This is a genomic window from Aeromonas bivalvium (genome assembly GCF_000819765.1).
Classification (GTDB): domain Bacteria; phylum Pseudomonadota; class Gammaproteobacteria; order Enterobacterales; family Aeromonadaceae; genus Aeromonas; species Aeromonas bivalvium.
On record NZ_CDBT01000004.1, the window covers coordinates 83,059 to 102,672 of the forward strand.

The window sequence follows — 19,614 nt, forward strand, 5'->3', positions numbered from 1 at the left end:
GGCAATCACTCTATCTCAGGCAATCATCATGCACTCCCAGATCCCGCTTCCCCCTGCCATGCCTCTGTTCGACGGACTCGCCCACCTGGAGGCGGGCAATGCCCAGGTCAATCACTACCTGGCTCAGCTCAGCCTAAATCGGGTACCGGATGCGGGCCTGGTGTACGAGCTTGCGGTCGACTGGCTGCTTGAGCAGCGTCACAGCGAGAACAACTACAAGACCTATCGCAGCGAACTCACCACCTTCCTGCATTGGTGTTTTGCCGAGATGGCCATCAGCCCGCAGGATCTGAGTCGCCGCATCATGATGCGCTACCTCGATTACTGCCAGGCACCGCCTCCGTCCCTGATCGCCTATCGCAATGTGGCCCAGTTCATCAGCGACAAGGAGTGGGGAGAGCGTTTGCCCAATCCCCAGTGGCGCCCCTTCCTTGGCAAGCGGGAGCTGGGCCGCGAGCTCCCTTATCGGCTGAGCGAGCAGGCCATGAAGACCAAGCTCGCCATCCTCTCGGCCTTCTTCCAGTTCCTCATCCAGGAGGAGTACATGGACAAGAATCCGGCCCTGTTGCTGCAACGGGCCAAGCGCCCCCTGGCACAGGAGCAGGATCACCAGGGCAAGGCATTCAGCCAGTTGCAATGGTCCTATGTGATGCAGGCGGCGGATCAGCTGGCCGAGGCACAGCCGAGCCAGCATGAACGCACCCGTTTCCTTGTCTGTCTCATGTATGCCTGTTACCTGCGCATCTCCGAGGTGGCGGCCCGGCCCGGTTTCACCCCCGTCATGAGCCAGTTTCGACGCGATGGCAAGACAGGGGTATGGGGCTATTTCATTCCCCGCAGCAAGGGAGGCAAGCGTCGCACCGTCGCCGTTTCCCAGGATCTGCTTGAGGCATTGACTCGCTACCGGCGCTTCCTCGGTCTCTCGCCGCTGCCGACCCCGGACGAACAGACCCCCTTGTTCGTGCGCCACAAGGCGGCGGCCCATGGTCGTGAGCAGGGAGAGCTCAATGCCAACCTCGGCATTCGCCAGCTGCGGGATCTGGTTGCCCTGGTGATAGAGGCGGGGGCCTCGCTGGCCGAAGCCGACGGTTTTACCCAGGATGGCGCCGAGATGCGGACCCTGACCCCTCACGCCATCCGTCATACCGGCATCACCCACGACATCAATCTCAATGGCCGTCCCTTGTCCCATGTCCAGGCCGATGCCGGCCACGACAGCATAGATACCACCTCGAAATACCTGCACACCGCCAACAGCGAGCGCCATGAGAGTGCCTCAGCCAAACGGCTGGATCCCCTGCTAGGCAGGTGAGAGATAACAGACGAGGGATATCAGATTGGCTCGCCCATGGGTCTTGCTTTACTGACATCGGCTGAGCGGGTTTGAGAGTGGTCCAGACAGGCCCTCTTGTATCCGCTCACCCCAGCAGGCAAGATCTGCCCCATTCATCGGCCGGGTTGTCATGGGGTTCATATGCCGCGTTATGAGAGTCATGGGCTGCACAGCGCACAGATTGTGGGTCAGGTGATCACGAGCAAGCTCAGCGGCTCGTTCAACAGGGAAGGGTGCCTCTCCTGGGTGACCAGGATCAAGACCCTCATCGAAGGCCTCGATGGCAGACCATTCTGCCTGCTGATCGATACCCGGGACTACGAGGGCGGGACCGATGAGGCGCTCGCACTCGCAAATGAATTCAACCGCTGGCTCAATACCCAGCCGCTGGTCGCCAAGGCGCATCTGATCACCTCCCAGGTCCTCCATGCCATCGCCGTCGAGCGCGTGCCCCAACTCCAATACCAGACCATCAAGACCTTCAAGTGCATCGACGAGGCCCAGGCCTGGCTCGCCTCCCAGTTGAGCCAGGCCCAAGAAACTTGTGCGGCCGGGGACATGGGGATAAAGCCGCCCAGCTCGCCAGGGCAGGGGCACGAGGGCCCATGAAACAGACGCTGCGATAACGAAGACATATTTGGGAGAGGGGAGAGCCAAACCCACCGATGAGCCTGTGGCACTCTGTCCCCCATCGTCATCGATTGGCACCATGACGTACCAGACCTGAGCGCACTGATTGGCGGGTGGGAGAGGGGACAGGTTCCAGATCACGGGTAGACATCACGCCCGATGACAAGGTCGCCGGGTAGGGCGGAAGAGCGATGGGATGGAAGCGCCAGGGCGATAACGGGGCAGGGCGCCTTGACAGCAGATATACGCCAACGTGTTAGCCCAAGAGAAATTTCCGACGTGCTGCGTGCTGAATAGTAATACGGGGGTAATTCAATCCTCACATGCTCGATACAGCCACGGGACAGGGGGTATCTCTTACTTGATGCTTTTTTTATCACCATAAGGTTGTTTTGCAACCTAAACCCCCAATATCCGTATGGAACATATAGCTCGAAGAGGGGATATACACATGGCCAAGAATATTTGTGGTAACAAGGATGGGCAGAATGGCGAAAACCAAACTTACACCATTCCTGGGCGGGGGACAGTTCCTCGTGAAAAGCTTGTTGAAGAGATAAAGGAAGGAAAGCATCCTGACTTTCATATTTATGAGCGTAACAACGTCGAGTACGTGAGAGCTGATCCAGATAGTAATCAGCAAAACAACGTTGATAAGGATTAGGATTGATGCCGATAACCCTATTTATCGGCATCGGGCAGCTATGACCAGTCATCGAAGAAGACCCCCTGATCATAGAAGCCTTGCCAAGTGTCCTCAGTGACCTCGACCAGCTCAAAGGCGGTATCCGGGTACGTCATGGCCAGATAGACCCGCATCTCATGCAGGTCGCGGAACATCTCGACCTGACCCGCCACACACGCGGAAATGTCGCCTGTTGGCTCATCCTGCCAATAGACCTTGCGCTCGATGAGCGCGGGCAGATCCTGGTTTTGTGGGCTAGAGTGGGTCATGTGTGATGCAATCAAATGGTTGGTTGATTTCATTCAACCATGTGGCGAGTTGAATGGAAACAAGCCGTTTCTCGCCAAAATGGGTATGATGGGTCGATTGTCTAACCACTCAGGAGACAAAAACATGGACTCTAAAACGCTGCTTCTGGCCTACATGAGAGCCAAAAAGTACAGCCAATTCCAGGAAGTCGCCGCAGACCTGGGATTTACCAGCTCTTACATCTCAGCAGTGAACAAAGGAAAGTCACAACTCACTGATGCCACTGCAAAAAAAATGGCTGAAGCAGCTGGCTTAGACGTCAGCGAAGTGCTGTTAAGCATGGCGGCGGTCAGAGAGGAAGATCCGGAACTCAAACAGGCCTGGTATGACATCCTGGCGAAGTACACCAAAGGAGCCGGCACAGCGGTAGCCCTTGCCATAGCTGTGTTTGCGACCTCTAGCGACGGGCCTAACCTTACTGCGCATAATGTATATTATGTTAAATCAACTATTCCATTTCCTGTCACGCCTATACGAACTGTGTATAATGGCAACAATTGCTCCTCTCTCCGACCGGATGTCTTAAGTGGCTGAATTAACATCAGAACAACTGAAACCCGCTTTTGCGATTGACCTCTTTGCTCCCCTGAGCGAACTCGACCCCATTCCCTTTGCCGCCTTGCAACCCAGAGCCATTTCAGCCATCAAGCGTCTGGCCAGTTTCGACGGCGATTGCCCTGTGATGCTGATCAACGGCTTCCCCGGCGCAGACTACGAACAGGTGTGCCGCACCCTGATTGCCGACACCCATGGCAAGGACGGCGATCTGTTCGATCTCTGCTATACCGAGAACCTCAACAATCCGTTCAAGCCCATCTGGCTGCGACTGCAACCGGGCACAGGGTTCGAATTTTGCGAGATGGTTGGCGAGCTGCTCAAGCTGATGAGTCATCATCTGGATGCCGAGCGCCTGGTGACCCGCATCATGCGCAAGCAGAAGGATGACCCCAAGATAGCCGACTTCCTGTCGGATCTGTCGGCCCATGTCGCCCTCGGCCTCGAGTTTCAGCACCCCGTGCTCATCAACCTGCTGATCCATCACGAAGATCAGCAGGCCCCCGTGGTCTATGGCCGGGATCTGAACTGGGACACCCTGTTTGGCTCCATCAACTATCAGACCGAGCAAGGCTCGGTCTACGCCAACCAGCATCTGCTGGAGCCGGGCCTGATGCGTCAGGCCAATGGCGGCTATCTCATCTTGCAACTCGATGAGCTGCTGGATCAGCCCCACCTCTGGTTCAAGCTCAAGAACGCCATGCTCAAGGGCGAACTGGACTGGAATGCCTACCAGGAAGGCAAGACCCTGACCCCCTTCTTCGCCCCTGAGGCGACGCCAATCCGTCTCAAGCTGATCCTGGTCGGCGATCGGTTGGAAGTGGCCGAATTCCAGATGCTCGATCGCGACATGTCGGAGCGGATCTTCCTGCGCGCTGACCTGGTCTCCGAGGTGGAAATTGACGATGAGCTGCCGGACTTTCTTGGCTATCTGGCCTGGATCCGCCAGCGCTGGTCCCTGCTGGATTTCACCCCGGCGGCTCAGGCGGCGCTCTGTCGTCACGCCAGCCGGCTGTGCGACCATCAGGAGTGGCTCTCCCTCTCCGAGGTGCAGCTGACCGCCCTGATGCGGCTGGCAGACAGCCTGGCCCGTGAACTGGAGGCCGACATCATCGATCAGGAGCACATCGTCAATGCCCTGGCCGAGCAGGATTTCCGCTTGAATTACCTGGTTGAACAGTCCGATCAGGGGGTGATCGATGGCCAGATCCTGCTGCAGACCGAGGGAGAAGAGATAGGCCAGATCAATGGCCTCTCCGTGATCCAGGTCGCCGGTCACCCCTACGATTTCGGCGAGCCGGTGCGCCTCACCGCCACCGTTCATCTGGGGGATGGCGACGTGGCGGATATCGAGCGCAAGGCGGAGCTAGCCGGTCATATCCACGCCAAGGCGATGATGATCATCCACGGCTATCTCTCCAACAAATTTGGGGCTGAGAACCCCTCGCCCCTGTCGGCCAACCTGGTATTCGAGCAGTCTTATCACGAGATTGATGGTGACAGCGCCTCCCTGACCGGCCTGTGCGCCCTGCTCTCTGCCCTCGCCCGCCAGCCCATCTATCAGCATTTTGCCGTCACCGGCGCCGTCGATCAGTTCGGTAACGTGCAGGCGGTCGGCGGGGTCAACGAGAAGATCGAGGGCTTCTTCCGGGTGTGCCAGATCCACGGCCTCAACGGCAAGCAAGGCATTCTGTTGCCCGGCACCAATGCCCAGCAACTGAACCTCTCCGACGAGGTGATTGCCGCCGTCGAGCAGGGACAGTTCCACATCCACCCGGTGGACCATGTGGAGGAAGCCATCGAGCTGCTGACCGGCTGCGTGGCCGGGGAGCCGGATATGCCGGACACCCTGTTCTACCGGATCCAGCAGCGACTGGATGATCTCAACGGCACCCTGCCCAAAACGGGCATAATGCGCACCATACTGGGCCGTCTGTTTGGCCATTAACAAGTGATCGGAGTTGTCTAGCGCACAGGTGTACGCTAGATTGGCTCCGCTTTGACTCATATGAAGGATACACAGCGTGACCCAAGATAAAACCGCCTCTGCAGCTCCCCTCTCCCTCTGTGAACAAGGCAAGACCTCGTTCTCCCGCGAGGAGCTGCTCGCCTGCAGCCGTGGTGAACTGTTTGGTGAGGGCAACAGCCAACTGCCCGCCCCCAACATGCTGATGATGGATCGCATCGTCACCATCAACGATAACGGCGGCGAGCACGGCAAGGGCGAGATCCTGGCAGAGCTCGACATCACGCCGGACCTCTGGTTCTTCGATTGCCACTTCCCGGGCGATCCCGTCATGCCTGGCTGCCTGGGCCTGGATGCCATGTGGCAGCTGGTCGGTTTCTTCCTCGGCTGGAAAGGGGGTCCCGGCAAGGGTCGTGCCCTGGGCGTGGGTGAAGTGAAGTTTACCGGCCAGATCCTGCCGACCGCCAAGAAGGTCACCTACAAGATCACCTTCAAGCGGGTCATCAACCGCAAGCTGGTCATGGGGATTGCCGATGGCGTGGTCGAGGTGGATGGTCGCCCCATCTACAGTGCCACCGACCTGAAAGTGGGCCTGTTCAAGGACACCACCAGTTTCTGATCTTGCCATGTCACGGCAAGCATCAACGCAAAGGGGCCTGTCGGGCCCCTTTCCTGTCTTTGAATGGTGATGAAGTGACTACTTCATGAAGAGTCCTGAACTCCGTCCTTCCATGGCTTCACGCCACCCCCCCAACCATTGGCCGCGGGCGTCCAGACACTGGTACGGACAAGATTCGCTTTGTTTACCGACAACGCCAGCCTGATAACCGCGAGCGCGAGCTCTCTCCAGACGGTCCCGTTTTTGTCTCTTCATATTCAACGACCCTCTTCGTGGAACGAAAAAAGCGACCAGTTTTTCACCGGTCGCTTTCATCATTAACGCAAGGCCAAAGTCAGGTCAAACAAAACTTCCCATGCTAATCGGGCCTTGTGACACAAGGCACTGAACTGCATTACATTTTTATGACCCGCTTTTTTCAGCCACGGCGACGCAGCCAGGCGAAAGGCAGACCCAGCAGAGTCAGCCAGAACAGGCTGCCACCACCACCGCCGCCATCGCCATCCTGACCAGTCTGGTTGACGACCGGAGCATTGGCCACCACACGATTGGCGGCTATGCCTTCGTAGTTGGGGCTGTCCGGGCTCAGCTTGACGCTGACCACGGTGGCATTGCTGCGGTTGTTAAGGTCGTTCTCGCTGGCGTAACGATAGGCGGTGGCTGCGACGGTGCCGTCCGCGCTGATGCCGCTGGCATAGGCGATGTGGTAGTAGGCGCCATTCTGGCTGCAGCTCTTGCTGCCGGCATCGTTCAGGCCGCAGATGAGGTCGTTGAGATACCAGTTGTTGCCGTTGGCGGCGTTGAGCAGGAAGGCTTCCTGCATGCGGTTGGTCCCGCCGCTCACCGGTTGGGTCTGATGACGGGAGTCGCGCCAGCCGACCACCATGTTGTGATCGTTGATGGCCGCAGCTTCCGAGTTGGCACCGTTGATCGGGCTGTTCTTGAGGGGCACGGCGGCATTGCTGGTCGGGCTGTTCAGGTTGAACACGAACATCTCGACCGGGCGGTTCTGGCCCTTGTTGGTACCAAAACGCTGGTTGCCTATCACATAGCCGTTGGCATTGACGCCGCTGGCCCAGCTGGCGCGCAGGCTGGCATCACTGTCATCGGGCTTGCCGTCGGACAGGGGAATGGCCTTGGTGGCACCGGCCGTCTTGCCGGTCAGGTCCAGGGTCCAGTAGGCGGCGAGATCCTGGCTGTGTTCCGCATACTCTTCGTCGGTGGCCGAATAACCGACCGCGACCCAGCTGCCATCCTTGAGCTTGGCCGCCTGGAGGGCGGAAGCGGTCTGCACCATGTTGGTGTCATCGTCGTAGTAGTTGGTTGGCTGGAACAGGGTGGCGGCGCCATTGTCCACCAGCCAGAAGGCGGCCTGGGTATCGACCCCCGGGCAGTAACGGTAGTCACCGAAGTTGTCGTCATCACCGCTGTAGCACTCCTTGTACTCGTCGGTGGTGACCTTGCGATTCTTGCCGGTGGCGGCAGTCCCTGTCACCAGGTACTGGCTGCCACTGATCTGGGCCACGCTGGTGGCGCTGCTCAGCACATTGGTGCCGTTGACCAGGTAGCTGCCTTCCAGGGCGACCTGGTTGCCATTGTTGATCACGGCGAAGCCGGTCCGGCTGTTGGCCAGCCCATTGACCGCATTCTTGGAGGCCTTGTAACCCACGTAGGTGCCGTTGTCCGGCCCCATGGCCACCGCCAGACCATCGGTCTCGCTGCCGGAAAGACCCAGGTTGTCGCGCTGGGAGCTGGCATCGAGGAAATCGCGGCGCCACTGGTAGCCAAAGTTGGCATTGTCTTCCCAGAAGGCGTCACAGACGTCACCGGAGAGGATGCAATCCTGCTCGAAACGGAATCTGTCTACCAGAAAATCCGAGAAGGGGGCGGAGGAGAAGAAGCTGCCCGCATCGTTCTTCAGTTTCACCGCCAGCACGCTGTTGTCGGCGCTGATCCCGGTCGCATAGCCCTGCCCCACTTCGGTAATGGTGAAGAAGGGACTCTGTGCCGCCTGCGCATTGAGGCTGGCGCCGACCAGTACGGCCAGTATGGATAATTGCTTTTTCATCTACGTCCTTAGTCCTGATGTTTCAACGCTTCCAACTCCTCCCAACGGGAGAAGGCCTGTTCCAGTGCCGCCTCGGCAGCACTCAGGGCATGTAGCTTCTGCTGTGTCTGCTCGGCACTGAGCGAGAAGAAGCCGGGCTCATTGATTTCGCCCTGCAATGTATCAAGTTCGGCCTCAAGTTGCTCCAATTTTGCAGGCAGAGATTCCAGCTCCAGTTGCAACTTGTAGGAGAGCTTGCGGCTCTTTTTGGCGGGTTCGCTCGTCGTCGCGACCGTCTCTGTCGCCACCTGGGCCTTGTTCGCCGACTTGGCCGGCTGCGCCGCCTGCTGGGCGCGGGTCGCCATCATGTCGGCATAGCCCCCCACGTAATCGCTGATCCGCCCATCTCCTTCGAACAGCCAGCAGCCGGTCACCGTATTGTCGATGAAGCGGCGATCGTGGCTGACCAGCAGCAGGGTGCCGGGATAATCGGTGAGCAGCTCTTCCAAAAGTTCCAGGGTTTCGACATCCAGGTCGTTGGTTGGTTCATCCAGAATCAACAAGTTACTGGGCTTCAAGAACAGCTTGGCCAACAGTAGACGGTTTTTCTCGCCCCCTGACAAGGCCTTGACCGGGGTCCGCGCCCGCTTGGGCTCGAACAGGAAGTCCTGCAGGTAACCCAGGATGTGGCGGGAGCGGCCACGCACCATGACTTCCTGCTTGCCCTCCCCCACGTTGTCCACCACGGTCTGCTCGGGATCGAGCTGCTCGCGGTACTGATCGAAATAGGCCACTTCCAGGTTGGTGCCCCCCTTGACCTGTCCGCGACTGGGGGCGAGTTGGCCCAGCAGGAGCTTGATCAGGGTGGATTTGCCGCAGCCGTTGGGGCCGACCAGGGCAATCTTGTCACCCCGCAGCACCTGCAAGTCCAGCCCCTGGAACAGGGTGCGATCGCCAAAGTCCAGCCCCAGTCCTTCGGTCTCGAACACCAGCTTGCCGGAGCGGCTGACCTCGTCCAGTTGCAGCTTGGCCTTGCCTTGCAGCTCGCGGCGCTGAGAGCGTTCCCTGCGCATCGCCTCCAGGGCGCGCACCCGACCTTCGTTGCGGGTGCGGCGGGCCTTGATGCCCTGGCGCACCCAGACCTCTTCCTGGGCCAGCTTGCGGTCGAACTCGGCATTTTGCAGCTCCTCGACCCGCAGCGCCTCCTCCTTGCCCTGCAGATACTCGTCGTAGTTGCCGGGCCAGGAGGTGATCACGCCGCGATCGAGATCGATGATCCGGGTCGCCAGCTTGTGGATGAACTCCCGGTCGTGGGAGATGAAGACGATGGCACCGCGAAAATCCTTGAGGAACTCTTCCAGCCAGTTGATGGCCTCGATGTCCAGGTGGTTGGTCGGCTCGTCCAGCAGCAGCAGATCCGGGTCGCAGGCGAGGGCCCGGGCCAGGGCCACCTTGCGCAGCCAGCCGCCCGAGAGACTGTCGAGGGTCACGTCGGGATCCAGTCCCAGCAGGGTCAGCACCTGGCTGATGCGGGTCTCGAACTGCCAGCCGTTCTGATAATCGAGCTGCTCTTGCAACTCGCTCATCTTGCGGATGTTGGCATCCGAGGGATCATGGCCCAGCTCCAGGGAGATGTGGTGATACTGCTTGAGCAGCTCGCCGACACCCGCCAGCCCTTCGGCGGCATAGTCAAACACGGTGATCTCGCTCGAGGCCGGGGGATCCTGCTCGAGGCGGGTCACTTTCAAGTCCTGCTGCAGCACCAGACGACCGTCGTCCAGGGGCAGTTCGCTTGCAATCACCTTCATCAGGGTGGACTTGCCCGCCCCGTTGCGCCCCACCAGACAGAGGCGCTCGCCCCGCTCTATGGTCAGCTCGGCGTTGTCGAGCAGCGGGAAATCACTGAACGACAGCGAGGCGCCGTGCAATGTTAATAAAGCCATGTTCGTTCCTTATTGCGTATGAAAAAACGGGCGGCAGACTCTGCCCCCGTTTTTTCGCCAAATCAGCACGACGCCTGACGCCCGGCCCAGGCCGTCAGCTGTGCCAGGGTGAAGGGCCAGCCCAGTTCGCGGCCTGCGTCATCGCGCAGCACAGGAATGCGCACCCGGTAGGCTGCAAGCCAGTGCGCATCCTCCATGATGTCGCACTGGCGCGTGCTGGCGGCAAGGCCGGCCTGCTCCACCAGCGCCCAGGCCTGTTCGCACAGGTGGCAGCCGTCGGTGTGAAACAGGGTCAGCATCAGCCTTGCGTCTCGGCGTGGGTGATGATCCAGCAGTTGTGGATGTGCTGGTTGCGCTCGAAATCCTTGGGCCGGGTCTTGCCGGTGATGTTCTGGGCCTTGAGACCCGCGGCCTCGAGACCGGCCAGATCCATCTTGAAGTGGCGCTTGTTGTTGGAGAACACCAGGGTGCCGTCCGCCGCCAGCAGGCGTTTGAGGTGCTGCATCAGCAGCAGGTGATCCCGCTGCACGTCGAAGCTCTCGTCCATCCGCTTGGAGTTGGAGAAGGTGGGCGGATCGATGAAGATGAGATCGTACTGATCCTCGGCCTCGGAGAGCCACTTCAGGCAATCGGCCTGGACAAACTTGTGTTGACGACCCACCAGGGAGTTGAGCCGCATGTTGTCCTGCGCCCAGTTGAGGTAGGTGTGGGACATGTCCACCGTGGTGGTCTCGCTCGCCCCGCCAAGGCCCGCGTGCACGGTGGCACTGCCGGTGTAGGCGAACAGGTTCAGGAAACGCTTGCCGCGGGCCATCTGGCCCAGCATGCGGCGGGTCTGACGGTGATCGAGGAAGAGGCCGGTATCCAGGTAGTCGTAGAGGTTGACCCAAAGCCGCGCCCCGTACTCCTGCACCTCCATCCGGTGCTGCTCTTCGGAGAGCTTCTGGTACTGCTGCTTGCCTTCCTGACGTTCACGCACCTTCAGGATCACCTTCTCGCCGTCCATGCCGGTCACCTTGATGGCGGCCTGCACCATGTCGAGCAGACGCTGACGGGTCTTCTGGGCGGGGATGTCCTTGGGCGCGGCGTACTCCTGCACCACCAGGTAGTCCCGATAGCGGTCGATGGCGGCGTTGTATTCCGGCAAGTCGGCGTCATAGAGGCGATAGCAGTCGATCCCCTCCTTGCTGGCCCACTTCTCGAGGGTCTTCAGATTCTTGCGCAGACGGTTGGCAAAGTCCTGGGCCACCTCTTTCTGGGAGGCCACGGAGTCCAGCGCAATCTGGTAGTTGCGCAGCTGGCACTCCAGGGCCCCGTTGAACAGGCGATACTGCTTGTCGGCCCGCAGGCGCAGGCAGCTCAAAAGCTCAGGAGAGGCAGACAAAATAGTGACCTTCCAGCCCTGGAAGCTGCGGCGCAGGGCATCGCCCAGGGCCTGGTGCACTTCCAGCAGAGCCGGGAATTCCCCCAGACGCTCGCCATAGGGCGGGTTGGAGATGAGCATGCCGACTTGGCGCGCCTCCCCGTCTGCGGCAGGCATCGGCAGCGGGTTCTCGAGCGCGGTGACATCGGCCTGCTTGAAGGTGATGAGGTGGGCTACCCCGGCCGCCTTGGCGTTGTCACGGGCCTTCATCAGAACCCGGGTATCCGCATCGCAACCGAACAGCTTCACCTCGCAGCGCTGCATGCCGCGCTTGGCACGCACCTGGGCTTCCATCATCAAGCTCTGCCACAACTCGCTATCGTGTTGCAGCCAGCGATCGAACCCGAAGCGTTCGCGGCGCAGGGCCGGCGCCATGTCGGCGGCGATGAAGGCCGCTTCGATGAGCAGGGTACCTGAGCCGCACATGGGGTCCATCATGGGCTCGCCGGCCCAGCCGCTACGGGCAATCATGGCCGCCGCCAGGTTCTCTTTGAGCGGCGCCTCCCCTGTGCCCTGACGGTAGAAACGCTGGTGCAGCGCCGGGCCGGACAGGTCCAGGGTGATGTTGGCCTTGCCCTTGCCCAGGTGCGCCATGATGCGGATGTCCGGGGATTTCTTGTCCACGTCCGGGCGCACATGGCCACGCTTGGTGAAGCGATCGACGATGGCATCCTTGATCTTGAGCGCGCCGTACTGGGTGTTGCGAATGGCGGGGTTGGTACCGGTGAAGTCCACGGCAATGGTGGCGGTACCGGAGAAGTGCTCTTCCCAGGGAATGGTGTGGGCGCCGAGATAGAGATCCAGATCGTCGTTCATCTGGAATTCGGACAGCACCAGCACGATGCGGGAGGCAAAGCGGCTCCACAGGCAGGCCTTGTAGCCGATGGCCAGTTCGCCCTTGAAGTGGACGCCGGCCACGGTCTCACGGACCTGCTCCGCACCCAGGTTGGTCAGCTCGACGGCCAACAGGTTTTCCAGCCCCTTGGGGCAGGTTGCAAAAAATTCTTTCATCACGCTCACGGGGAACCCATAAAAATAGGCCCGCATTATACCCCATTCGCGGCCGTCTTGGCTGCCCCGAACATCACCCACGCCCCTCAATTCACGAGCAAAGGGAGCACGCCGGATAAAAGCGGGGGGTGAACTGTCCCTCGTCCCTGCGCTCCTGCCCCGGGATCAGTACCTTCTCTTGAAAAAGGCAGCAGCAATATGGGCGTCGGGAGGGAGAGTCGATGGGACAACGTTGGTCTGCCTGCCGGCAGGCAAGAGAGGGAAGAAAGAAAGTTCTGTGGGGATCAGCCGACCTGGCGCAGCTCGGGAGCGGCCCTGTGGTAGAGGCCGAAGCGGTTGTTCATCACCTTGATCACGGCAAACCTCGGCATCAGCTTGTTGCCGCTCAGCATCAGTTCCTCGGTCAGATTGAGGCAGACGCTGGCTTGCTCCCCCGCCTCTATCACCATGAACACCCCTTCACCGTGCTGGGTGTGCATGACCACCAGCTCCCCCCGTTCCGGCATCAGCTGCTGACCCAGTTCAATAAAGAACCAGCTCTGGGGCATCAGGGGTTTATAAAAACGGCTCACCGCGATGGCATTTAATACCAGCTGCACCTGATGGGGAACGCTCCAATTGAGATCGGTGGCGTTGTCCATCAGCTGATAATAGAGGGAAGCATCATCGACACAGAAAGGCTGGGTAGTAAAAGAGGCAGGCACCAGCTGACGCCCTTGATATTCGGTCGCGAATATCATCTCATCGCTCAGTTCCAACATCAGACGGTCGGACTTCGCATCATAATGCCATTGCCATTGATCGTTCGGTTGGAGAAACATGAGACGCCCTTCCTTGCTGCAGTAATTCGACTCTATTCCAAGTCGATAATTTCGGCAACCTTAATTCCGGGCGTCTTTATATTAAATCGACCAGATACGTCAGATATTGGTCACTATCTCTTTCACCAGGGCCGGTCCCTTGTAAATAAAGCCGCTATATATTTGGACCAGAGTGGCACCGGCTTGCAGCTTCTCCCGGGCAGCCATGGCGCTGTCGACGCCCCCGACACCGATAATAGGAATGGCTCCTTTCAGCTCCTGAGCCAATAAACGGATCACCTCGGTGCTTTTGTGCTGAAGGGGTCGGCCGCTCAATCCCCCAGCCTCACCGGCATGGGGCATGTCATAGATCATTTCACGGGCGAGCGTGGTATTGGTGGCGATGACACCATCGATGCCATTTTTCAACAAGGATCCGGCCACCTGTTTAATTTCATCCAGGCTGAGATCCGGGGCGATTTTAACCGCCAGCGGCACATACTTTTTATATTGCGCCGCCAGCACTTGCTGACGCTCTTTGAGGGCGGCCAGCAGTTCATCCAGTGCGTCCCCATACTGCAGCTGGCGCAGGCCCGGGGTATTGGGAGAGGAGATGTTGACGGCGATATAACCGGCATGATCATAAACCTTGTCCATGCAGATCAGATAATCGTCTTTGCCATTCTCGATGGGCGTATCTTTATTCTTGCCGATATTAATGCCGATCACTCCCTGATATTTGGCGGCCTTGACCCGATCCACCAGATGATCCACCCCAAGGTTGTTGAAGCCCATGCGGTTGATGATCCCCTCGGCCGGTATCACCCGAAACAGGCGAGGCTTGTCGTTGCCGCTCTGGGGCTTGGGAGTCACTGTGCCCACTTCAATGAAGCCGAATCCCATGGCACCGAAGGCGTCGATGCACTCGCCGTCCTTGTCGAGCCCTGCCGCCAGACCGACCGGATTGGCAAAATTAAGCCCCATGCAGGTGACGGGGCGTTGGGGCAAGGATTGGCGGAAAAAGATATCGAGCGGTGTGCCATGAAGACGGGCGAGTTGCTTGAGGGAGAGCTCGTGAGCCTGCTCCGGATCCAGCTTGAACAATAAATGCCTGGCGAGGGGGTAAAACATCTTTGCTCCTTAAAAAAAGCCCCGGCAACTGGCCGGGGCTTTTGGGGTGATGATGCCACTCGATGTTATATCGAGGTTCGGCAATTCAACTGGAGCAGGTTCAACTCCCGCAAGGCCACCGAGAACTTGGCGAACTCGTGAGTGCTGGTGGTCTTGAAGTCGGCCAGCATATGGGTCCAACGGGACAAGAGTTGCTCATGCTCCGCAATCCAGTCGGCCAGTATGGTATCGCATTCTCCCTGATCTTTGCACCCTTCCAGCACGACGGAAGTGAGGCTGCGTTGCTGCCAGTCCAGATCCTCACGGAAGGAGGCCCTCGCCATCGCCTGCCAGTGGTTGCCCACCGGCTGATGGTTGATCTGCTCCAGGAACCAGTGCAGATCCAGCTTGGCACCGAGGCGATAGTAGACATTGGCCACCCGCAGTATGTCGCTCTGCTGATCCGCCGCAATCTGCGCCAGATCCAGGCAGGAGAAGAGGCTGCTCATGTGGGCCACCTGACGGGCGATGGCCTCTGGCACCTGCTTGTCCATCAGGGCGGCGACCGCCTGGCGGTGTTCGGCCACCTCTCCCTCGTCCATCACCTCGTAGAGGTGCTCGCTCAGGGTCTCGAAGGCGGGGCGGAAGAAGGCGATGTTCTCCCCTATGCTCCAGCCGCGGTTGCGGGCACGCAGGAACCAGCGGGTGGCGCGACGCACGATGCGGCGGCTGGCGAACATCAGCTCGAGCTGGGTCTCGGCGCTCACCCGGTTGTCCAGGGATTCGATGTCGCGCCACAGGGGATCGAATCCGAACACTTCCCGGGCCATGGCGAAGCAGGCGGCCACCTCGGCCACGGAGGCGCCGGTCTCGTCGCGCATCCGGGTCGCGAAGTTGAGCCCCATGTCGTTGACCAGCATGTTGGCCACCCGGGTCGCGATGATCTCGCCCCGCAGCGGATGCTGGGCCAGGGCCTCGCCGAAGCGTTGCTGCAGCTGCTCGGGGAAGCTGGTGACCAGCATGCGGGCCAGGAAGGGCTCGTCGGTGATCTCGGGGCAGTTGAGCTGCTCCTTGAGCACCATCTTGCCGTAAGCCACCAGCACCGCCAGTTCGGGGCGGGTCAGGCCCTGCCCTGCCGCCATGCGCTCGGAGAGATCCTCGTCGGAGGGGAGGAACTCCAGCGCCCGATCCAGCTTGCCTTCGCGCTCCAGCCCCTGGATGAAACGCTGCTGCTCCTTGAGCTGATCGCCGCCACGGAACTGGGTGACAGAGATGGACTGGGACTGGCGATAGGCGTTGGTCAGCACTATGTCGGCCACGGCGTCCGTCATCTCGTAGAGCATCTGGTTGCGCTGCTTGAGGGTCAGTTCCCCTGCGGCCACCAGCTGGTTCAGCAGGATCTTGATGTTGACCTCGTTGTCGGAGCAGTCCACCCCGCCCACGTTGTCGGTGAAGTCGGTGTTGATCCGGCCACCCTGGCTGGCGTACTCGATACGGCCGAGTTGGGTGAAGCCGAGGTTGCCCCCCTCGCCCACGATGCGGGCCCGCAGATCGCGACCGTTGACCCGCAGGGCGTCGTTGCTGCGATCCCCCACTTCGCCGTCGCTCTCCTTGTGGCTCTTGACGTAGGTGCCGATGCCGCCGTTCCAGAGCAGATCCACGTTCAGGCAGAGCAGCGCCTTGATCAGCTCGTTCGGGGCCATGCTGGCCTTGTCGGTGCCGAGCAGGGTCTGGATCTGCGGGCTCAGCTTGATGGACTTGGCAGAACGCAGGAAGATGCCGCCGCCGGCCGAGATAAGCTCACGGTTGTAATCGTCCCAGCTCGATCCCGCCAGCTCGAACAGGCGCTTGCGTTCGGCGAAGGTGCTGGCCGCGTCCGGCGTCGGGTCGATGAAGATGTGCATGTGGTTGAAGGCGCCCACCAGCTGGGTGTGCTCGGAGAGCAGCATGCCGTTGCCGAACACGTCCCCCGCCATGTCCCCTATCCCCACACAGGTGAAGTCGGTGGTCTGGCAGTCGATGTCCAGCTCGCGGAAGTGGCGCTTGACCGACTCCCAGGCGCCGCGCGCCGTGATGCCCATCTTCTTGTGGTCATAACCGACCGAGCCGCCGGAGGCAAAGGCATCGCCCAGCCAATGGCCATATTCCTGGCTTATCTCGTTGGCGATGTCGGAGAAGGTGGCCGTGCCCTTGTCGGCGGCCACCACCAGGTAGTAATCATCTTCGTCGTGACGCACCACGTCCCTGGGCGGGATCACCTCCCCTGCGATGATGTTGTCGGTGACATCGAGCAGGCCGCGGATAAAGAGGCGATAGCAGGCCTTGCCCTCCTCCTGGATCACGGCGCGGGTCGCCCCGGCCGGCATCTGCTTGCAGTAGAAGCCACCCTTGGCGCCGACCGGCACTATGACGGTGTTCTTCACCTGCTGCGCCTTCACCAGACCCAGTACCTCGGTGCGGAAGTCTTCCTTGCGATCGGACCAGCGCAGGCCGCCCCGGGCCACCTTGCCCCAGCGCAGATGCCCCCCTTCCACCCGAGGCGAGTAGACGAAGATCTCGAATTTCGGCAGGGGCAGCGGCATGTCGCTGATCCCGGCGGGGGCCAGCTTGAAGGAGATGTAGGGCTTGACCTCTCCCTCCTTGTCCAGCTGGTAATAGTTGGTACGCAGGGTCGCCTCTATCATTTCCATGTAGCGGCGGATGATGCGGTCGTCGTCCAGGTTGGCCACCAGATCCAGCTTGGCGGTGAGCTGCTCGTGCAGCTTGGCCAGAGCCTTGGCATCCTGTTTGCCTGCCGGGTCCAGGCGCGCCTCGAACAGGGAGAACAGCAGCTGGGCCAGCTCGGGATAACGGGTCAGGGTCTCCTCGATATAGCTCTGGCTGAAGGAGACGCCGGTCTGGCGCATGTATTTGGCGTAGGCGCGCAGCACAGAGACCTGACGGCCGGTGAGGCCGGCCCCCAGCACCAGGCGGTTGAAGCCGTCATCTTCCAGGGTCTTGTTCCAGACGGCGGCAAAGGCCTGCTGGAAGCGCTGCTGGCTCTGGGCCAGGCTGAAGGGCTGATCGCCGCGCAGCAGCATGGAGAAGTCGAGGATCCAGAACACGTCGCCGTTGGGGGTCTTGACCTGATACGGGGTCTCGCCTATCACCCTCAGCCCCATGTTTTCCAGCATGGGCAGCACGTCCGAGAGGTGGATGGGTTCGGCTCGGTGGAACAGCTTGAGACGGACCCGGCGATCGTCCTCCTCCTCCTGGGCGCGGTAGAACAACATGCCCAGCGGCTCGGCCTCGCTCAGGTTGTCCAGGGCCATGATGTCGGCCACGGCAGAGCCCGGCAGCACATCTTCTTTATAGGCGCGGGGGAAGGCGTCGTTGAAGCGGCGACCCAGCGCGTTGCCCTTGGCCTCGCCATAATGGGCCAGCAATACGGAGTCCAGGCGATCGTCCCAGCTGCGGGCCGCTTCAATCAGGTTGTTCTGTACTTGGTTCACATCCACATCCACGTTGTTATTGTTCACCCGGACTATGTAGTGAGTCCGGGCCAGCACGCCCTCGGAGAAGTAGACGTTGAATTCCACCTCTTCGCTGCTGCCAAAATATTTCTGCAATATCTCCTGGGTCTTGATCCGCAGCGCCGTGTTGTAGCGCTCCTTGGTGACATAGACCATGCAGGAGAAGAAACGACCATAGACATCCCGGCGCACGAACAGGCGCAGCATGTCCCGCTCCTGCATCGCCAGTACCCCCTGCCCCGTGGCCAGCAGCTCCTCTTCCCGGGCCTGGATCAGCTCGTCGCGGGGATAGGTCTCCAGCACGTTGAGCAGCGCCTTGTAGGCGTGGGAGCCCGTCTCAAAGCCGGAGGCCGCCATGATGTGCTCGAGACGGTGGCTGATGAGGGGGATCTGGGTGGCGCTGGTGTTGTAGATGGAGGAGGCGTAGAGGCCGATGAAACGATCCTCTCCCACCACCTTGCCATGCTCGTCGAAGCGCTTGATGCCGATGTAATCCACATAGGCCGGGCGGTGTACCCGGGACTTGCTGTTGGACTTGGTCAGGATCAGCAGATGGTTGGAGAGGGCGGCGTGACGGGCGCTGGCGGGCATGTTGCCAAGGCGCTGGCCCTCGTCCTTGATGGAGTTCTTCATCAGGCCCAGGCTCGACTCCGGCTGGGGCAGGATCTCGTGATCCCCCTCCACCGCCTTGACGTCGTAGCGACGATAGCCCATCAGGGTGAAGTTGTGGGCGGCAACCCACTTGAGGAAGGCGACGGTGGAGTCCACCTCCTCCTTGCTGACCGGGTTCTTGCGCTTGGGCAGCTCCTCGATGATCTCGTTCAGGCGTGCCAGCATGGGCTGCCAGTCGCCGACCGCCAGCGCCACCTCACCGGCCACCGAGTCGAGCTCGGCGGCCAGGGCCTGCATCTGGCTCTCTTCGGTCAGATGATCGATCTCGATGAGGAAGGCGGTCTCGGCCGATGTCTGCTGCGCCGTGTGCTCCAGATCCAGGATCGCCTCTATCTTGCCATCCTGGCCGCGAATGAGGTGCAGCGGTTGATGCAGCATCATGTGGGCCGTGATGCCCCGGCGCTTGAGCGCCATGCGGATGGAGTCCACCAGGAAGGGGGAATCCTGCAGGATGATCTCGACGATGGTATGGGGCGACTGCCAGCCGTGGCGGGTCAGCTCTGGGTTGTAGACCCGGATGTAGGGCTCGGTGCCGGTGCGCTGGTTGAGGGCGTTCCACAGGCTGAGGGCGGCGCCGTAGAGATCGCTGTCATTGCGATCGTGCAGGTCATCGCTCGCCATGTTGCCGTAGAACTTGGCAACGAAGCGCTCGACCAGGGAAGCACTCTTTTGGGGTAACTTTTGATGGATCAGGCTGAGAACGTTTTCGAGCAGAACTGAGGTAGGGGCGTCTTTCAATGCCATTGCTAGTTTCCTTATCGGACCGACATCACCGACAGCGACATCCACCCTGGATGCCCGCTGGTACAGAGTTGTGCGAAGTGTAATGGGTCGGATCCGGGAAGGCGAGCGAAGCTGATAATGAAATGTTAAAAACTAGCGGCAGATCACGGCTCAGGCTGTCATTAATTTTGTCATTTTAGAAAAATGCAGAAAATATCACTGATAAACTCCGTTTTAACCCGATAGTTAGTGATATTAAGCAGATAATTACGCGGT

The 19,614-nt window shown here is 60.2% G+C and carries 15 protein-coding genes; 6 read left to right on the top strand and 9 right to left on the bottom strand.

The genetic code is table 11. The features are described 5' to 3' along the window. Nucleotides 1-58 precede the first annotated feature (58 nt). From BN1119_RS00615 to BN1119_RS19720, 3 genes are all read left to right on the top strand, one after another. Complete coding sequence (locus BN1119_RS00615) at nt 59-1,312, top strand: tyrosine-type recombinase/integrase (RefSeq protein WP_209434878.1); 1,254 nt, start codon at nt 59-61, stop codon at nt 1,310-1,312. 162 nt (nt 1,313-1,474) lie between these two features. Beyond that, nucleotides 1,475-1,942, top strand: coding sequence for a hypothetical protein (locus BN1119_RS00620; RefSeq protein ID WP_052448013.1), 468 nt, complete (start codon nt 1,475-1,477; stop codon nt 1,940-1,942). Between the two features lie 472 nt (nt 1,943-2,414). Beyond that, nucleotides 2,415-2,627 (top strand): DUF3892 domain-containing protein, encoded by a 213-nt coding sequence (locus tag BN1119_RS19720; RefSeq protein WP_084205226.1) that lies wholly within the window; start codon nt 2,415-2,417, stop codon nt 2,625-2,627. Between the two features lie 38 nt (nt 2,628-2,665). On the opposite strand, the gene BN1119_RS00625 is transcribed toward BN1119_RS19720, so the two are convergent. Next, nucleotides 2,666-2,917 (bottom strand): hypothetical protein, encoded by a 252-nt coding sequence (locus tag BN1119_RS00625; RefSeq protein WP_041992359.1) that lies wholly within the window; start codon nt 2,915-2,917, stop codon nt 2,666-2,668. On the opposite strand from BN1119_RS00625, the gene BN1119_RS00630 reads away from it, so the two are divergent. From BN1119_RS00630 to fabA, 3 genes are all read left to right on the top strand, one after another. Further along, complete coding sequence (locus BN1119_RS00630; RefSeq protein WP_244463654.1) at nt 2,916-3,491, top strand: helix-turn-helix domain-containing protein; 576 nt, start codon at nt 2,916-2,918, stop codon at nt 3,489-3,491. The genes BN1119_RS00625 and BN1119_RS00630 overlap by 2 nt on opposite strands. Next, nucleotides 3,484-5,460 (top strand): Lon protease family protein, encoded by a 1,977-nt coding sequence (locus BN1119_RS00635; RefSeq protein WP_041992361.1) that lies wholly within the window; start codon nt 3,484-3,486, stop codon nt 5,458-5,460. The genes BN1119_RS00630 and BN1119_RS00635 overlap by 8 nt, the downstream gene beginning before the upstream one ends. A gap of 76 nt (nt 5,461-5,536) precedes the next feature. Next, nucleotides 5,537-6,097, top strand: coding sequence for a 3-hydroxyacyl-[acyl-carrier-protein] dehydratase FabA (fabA, locus tag BN1119_RS00640; RefSeq protein ID WP_041992363.1), 561 nt, complete (start codon nt 5,537-5,539; stop codon nt 6,095-6,097). Nucleotides 6,098-6,175: 78 nt separating this feature from the next. Here the strand turns inward: fabA and rmf are convergent, their stop codons facing one another. From rmf to BN1119_RS00675, 8 genes are all read right to left on the bottom strand, one after another. Beyond that, nucleotides 6,176-6,352 (bottom strand): ribosome modulation factor, encoded by a 177-nt coding sequence (gene rmf, locus BN1119_RS19725; RefSeq protein ID WP_084205227.1) that lies wholly within the window; start codon nt 6,350-6,352, stop codon nt 6,176-6,178. Nucleotides 6,353-6,515: 163 nt separating this feature from the next. After that, nucleotides 6,516-8,165: a DUF3466 family protein gene (locus tag BN1119_RS00645; protein ID WP_041992365.1), complete on the bottom strand. Its 1,650-nt coding sequence runs from the start codon at nt 8,163-8,165 to the stop codon at nt 6,516-6,518. An 8-nt stretch (nt 8,166-8,173) separates the two neighbouring features. Next, nucleotides 8,174-10,087 (bottom strand): ATP-binding cassette ATPase Uup, encoded by a 1,914-nt coding sequence (gene uup, locus BN1119_RS00650; RefSeq protein WP_041992368.1) that lies wholly within the window; start codon nt 10,085-10,087, stop codon nt 8,174-8,176. A gap of 62 nt (nt 10,088-10,149) precedes the next feature. Further along, the gene (locus tag BN1119_RS00655) at nt 10,150-10,386 is read right to left on the bottom strand and encodes a glutaredoxin family protein (RefSeq protein WP_041992371.1); all 237 of its coding nucleotides are present in this window, start codon (nt 10,384-10,386) and stop codon (nt 10,150-10,152) included. Next, on the bottom strand, nt 10,386-12,557 hold the full coding sequence (rlmKL, locus tag BN1119_RS00660; protein ID WP_041992373.1) for a bifunctional 23S rRNA (guanine(2069)-N(7))-methyltransferase RlmK/23S rRNA (guanine(2445)-N(2))-methyltransferase RlmL: 2,172 nt from the start codon (nt 12,555-12,557) through the stop codon (nt 10,386-10,388). Before rlmKL ends, BN1119_RS00655 begins: the two co-directional genes overlap by 1 nt. Before the next feature lie 248 nt (nt 12,558-12,805). After that, nucleotides 12,806-13,342, bottom strand: a complete 537-nt coding sequence (locus BN1119_RS00665; protein WP_041992376.1) for a cell division protein ZapC — start codon at nt 13,340-13,342, stop codon at nt 12,806-12,808. A 99-nt stretch (nt 13,343-13,441) separates the two neighbouring features. Further along, the gene (pyrD, locus tag BN1119_RS00670) at nt 13,442-14,452 is read right to left on the bottom strand and encodes a quinone-dependent dihydroorotate dehydrogenase (RefSeq protein WP_041992379.1); all 1,011 of its coding nucleotides are present in this window, start codon (nt 14,450-14,452) and stop codon (nt 13,442-13,444) included. A gap of 65 nt (nt 14,453-14,517) precedes the next feature. Then, entirely contained in the window at nt 14,518-19,359 is a 4,842-nt protein-coding gene (locus BN1119_RS00675) for an NAD-glutamate dehydrogenase (protein ID WP_041992382.1), read from the bottom strand. Between the last annotated feature and the right edge of the window lie 255 nt (nt 19,360-19,614).

Excerpts from the sequence above, each read along its gene's own strand:
- rmf (WP_084205227.1), bottom strand. The coding sequence starts at position 6,352 with ATGAAGAGACAAAAACGGGACCGTCTGGAGAGAGCTCGCGCTCGCGGT.
- uup (WP_041992368.1), bottom strand. The coding sequence starts at position 10,087 with ATGGCTTTATTAACATTGCACGGCGCCTCGCTGTCGTTCAGTGATTTC.
- BN1119_RS00665 (WP_041992376.1), bottom strand. The coding sequence starts at position 13,342 with ATGTTTCTCCAACCGAACGATCAATGGCAATGGCATTATGATGCGAAG.
- BN1119_RS00675 (WP_041992382.1), bottom strand. The coding sequence starts at position 19,359 with ATGGCATTGAAAGACGCCCCTACCTCAGTTCTGCTCGAAAACGTTCTC.
- BN1119_RS00630 (WP_244463654.1), top strand. The coding sequence starts at position 2,916 with ATGTGTGATGCAATCAAATGGTTGGTTGATTTCATTCAACCATGTGGC.
- BN1119_RS00620 (WP_052448013.1), top strand. The coding sequence starts at position 1,475 with ATGCCGCGTTATGAGAGTCATGGGCTGCACAGCGCACAGATTGTGGGT.
- pyrD (WP_041992379.1), bottom strand. The coding sequence starts at position 14,452 with ATGTTTTACCCCCTCGCCAGGCATTTATTGTTCAAGCTGGATCCGGAG.
- BN1119_RS00615 (WP_209434878.1), top strand. The coding sequence starts at position 59 with ATGCCTCTGTTCGACGGACTCGCCCACCTGGAGGCGGGCAATGCCCAG.
- BN1119_RS00625 (WP_041992359.1), bottom strand. The coding sequence starts at position 2,917 with ATGACCCACTCTAGCCCACAAAACCAGGATCTGCCCGCGCTCATCGAG.
- BN1119_RS00655 (WP_041992371.1), bottom strand. The coding sequence starts at position 10,386 with ATGCTGACCCTGTTTCACACCGACGGCTGCCACCTGTGCGAACAGGCC.
- BN1119_RS19720 (WP_084205226.1), top strand. The coding sequence starts at position 2,415 with ATGGCCAAGAATATTTGTGGTAACAAGGATGGGCAGAATGGCGAAAAC.
- BN1119_RS00645 (WP_041992365.1), bottom strand. The coding sequence starts at position 8,165 with ATGAAAAAGCAATTATCCATACTGGCCGTACTGGTCGGCGCCAGCCTC.
- rlmKL (WP_041992373.1), bottom strand. The coding sequence starts at position 12,557 with ATGCGGGCCTATTTTTATGGGTTCCCCGTGAGCGTGATGAAAGAATTT.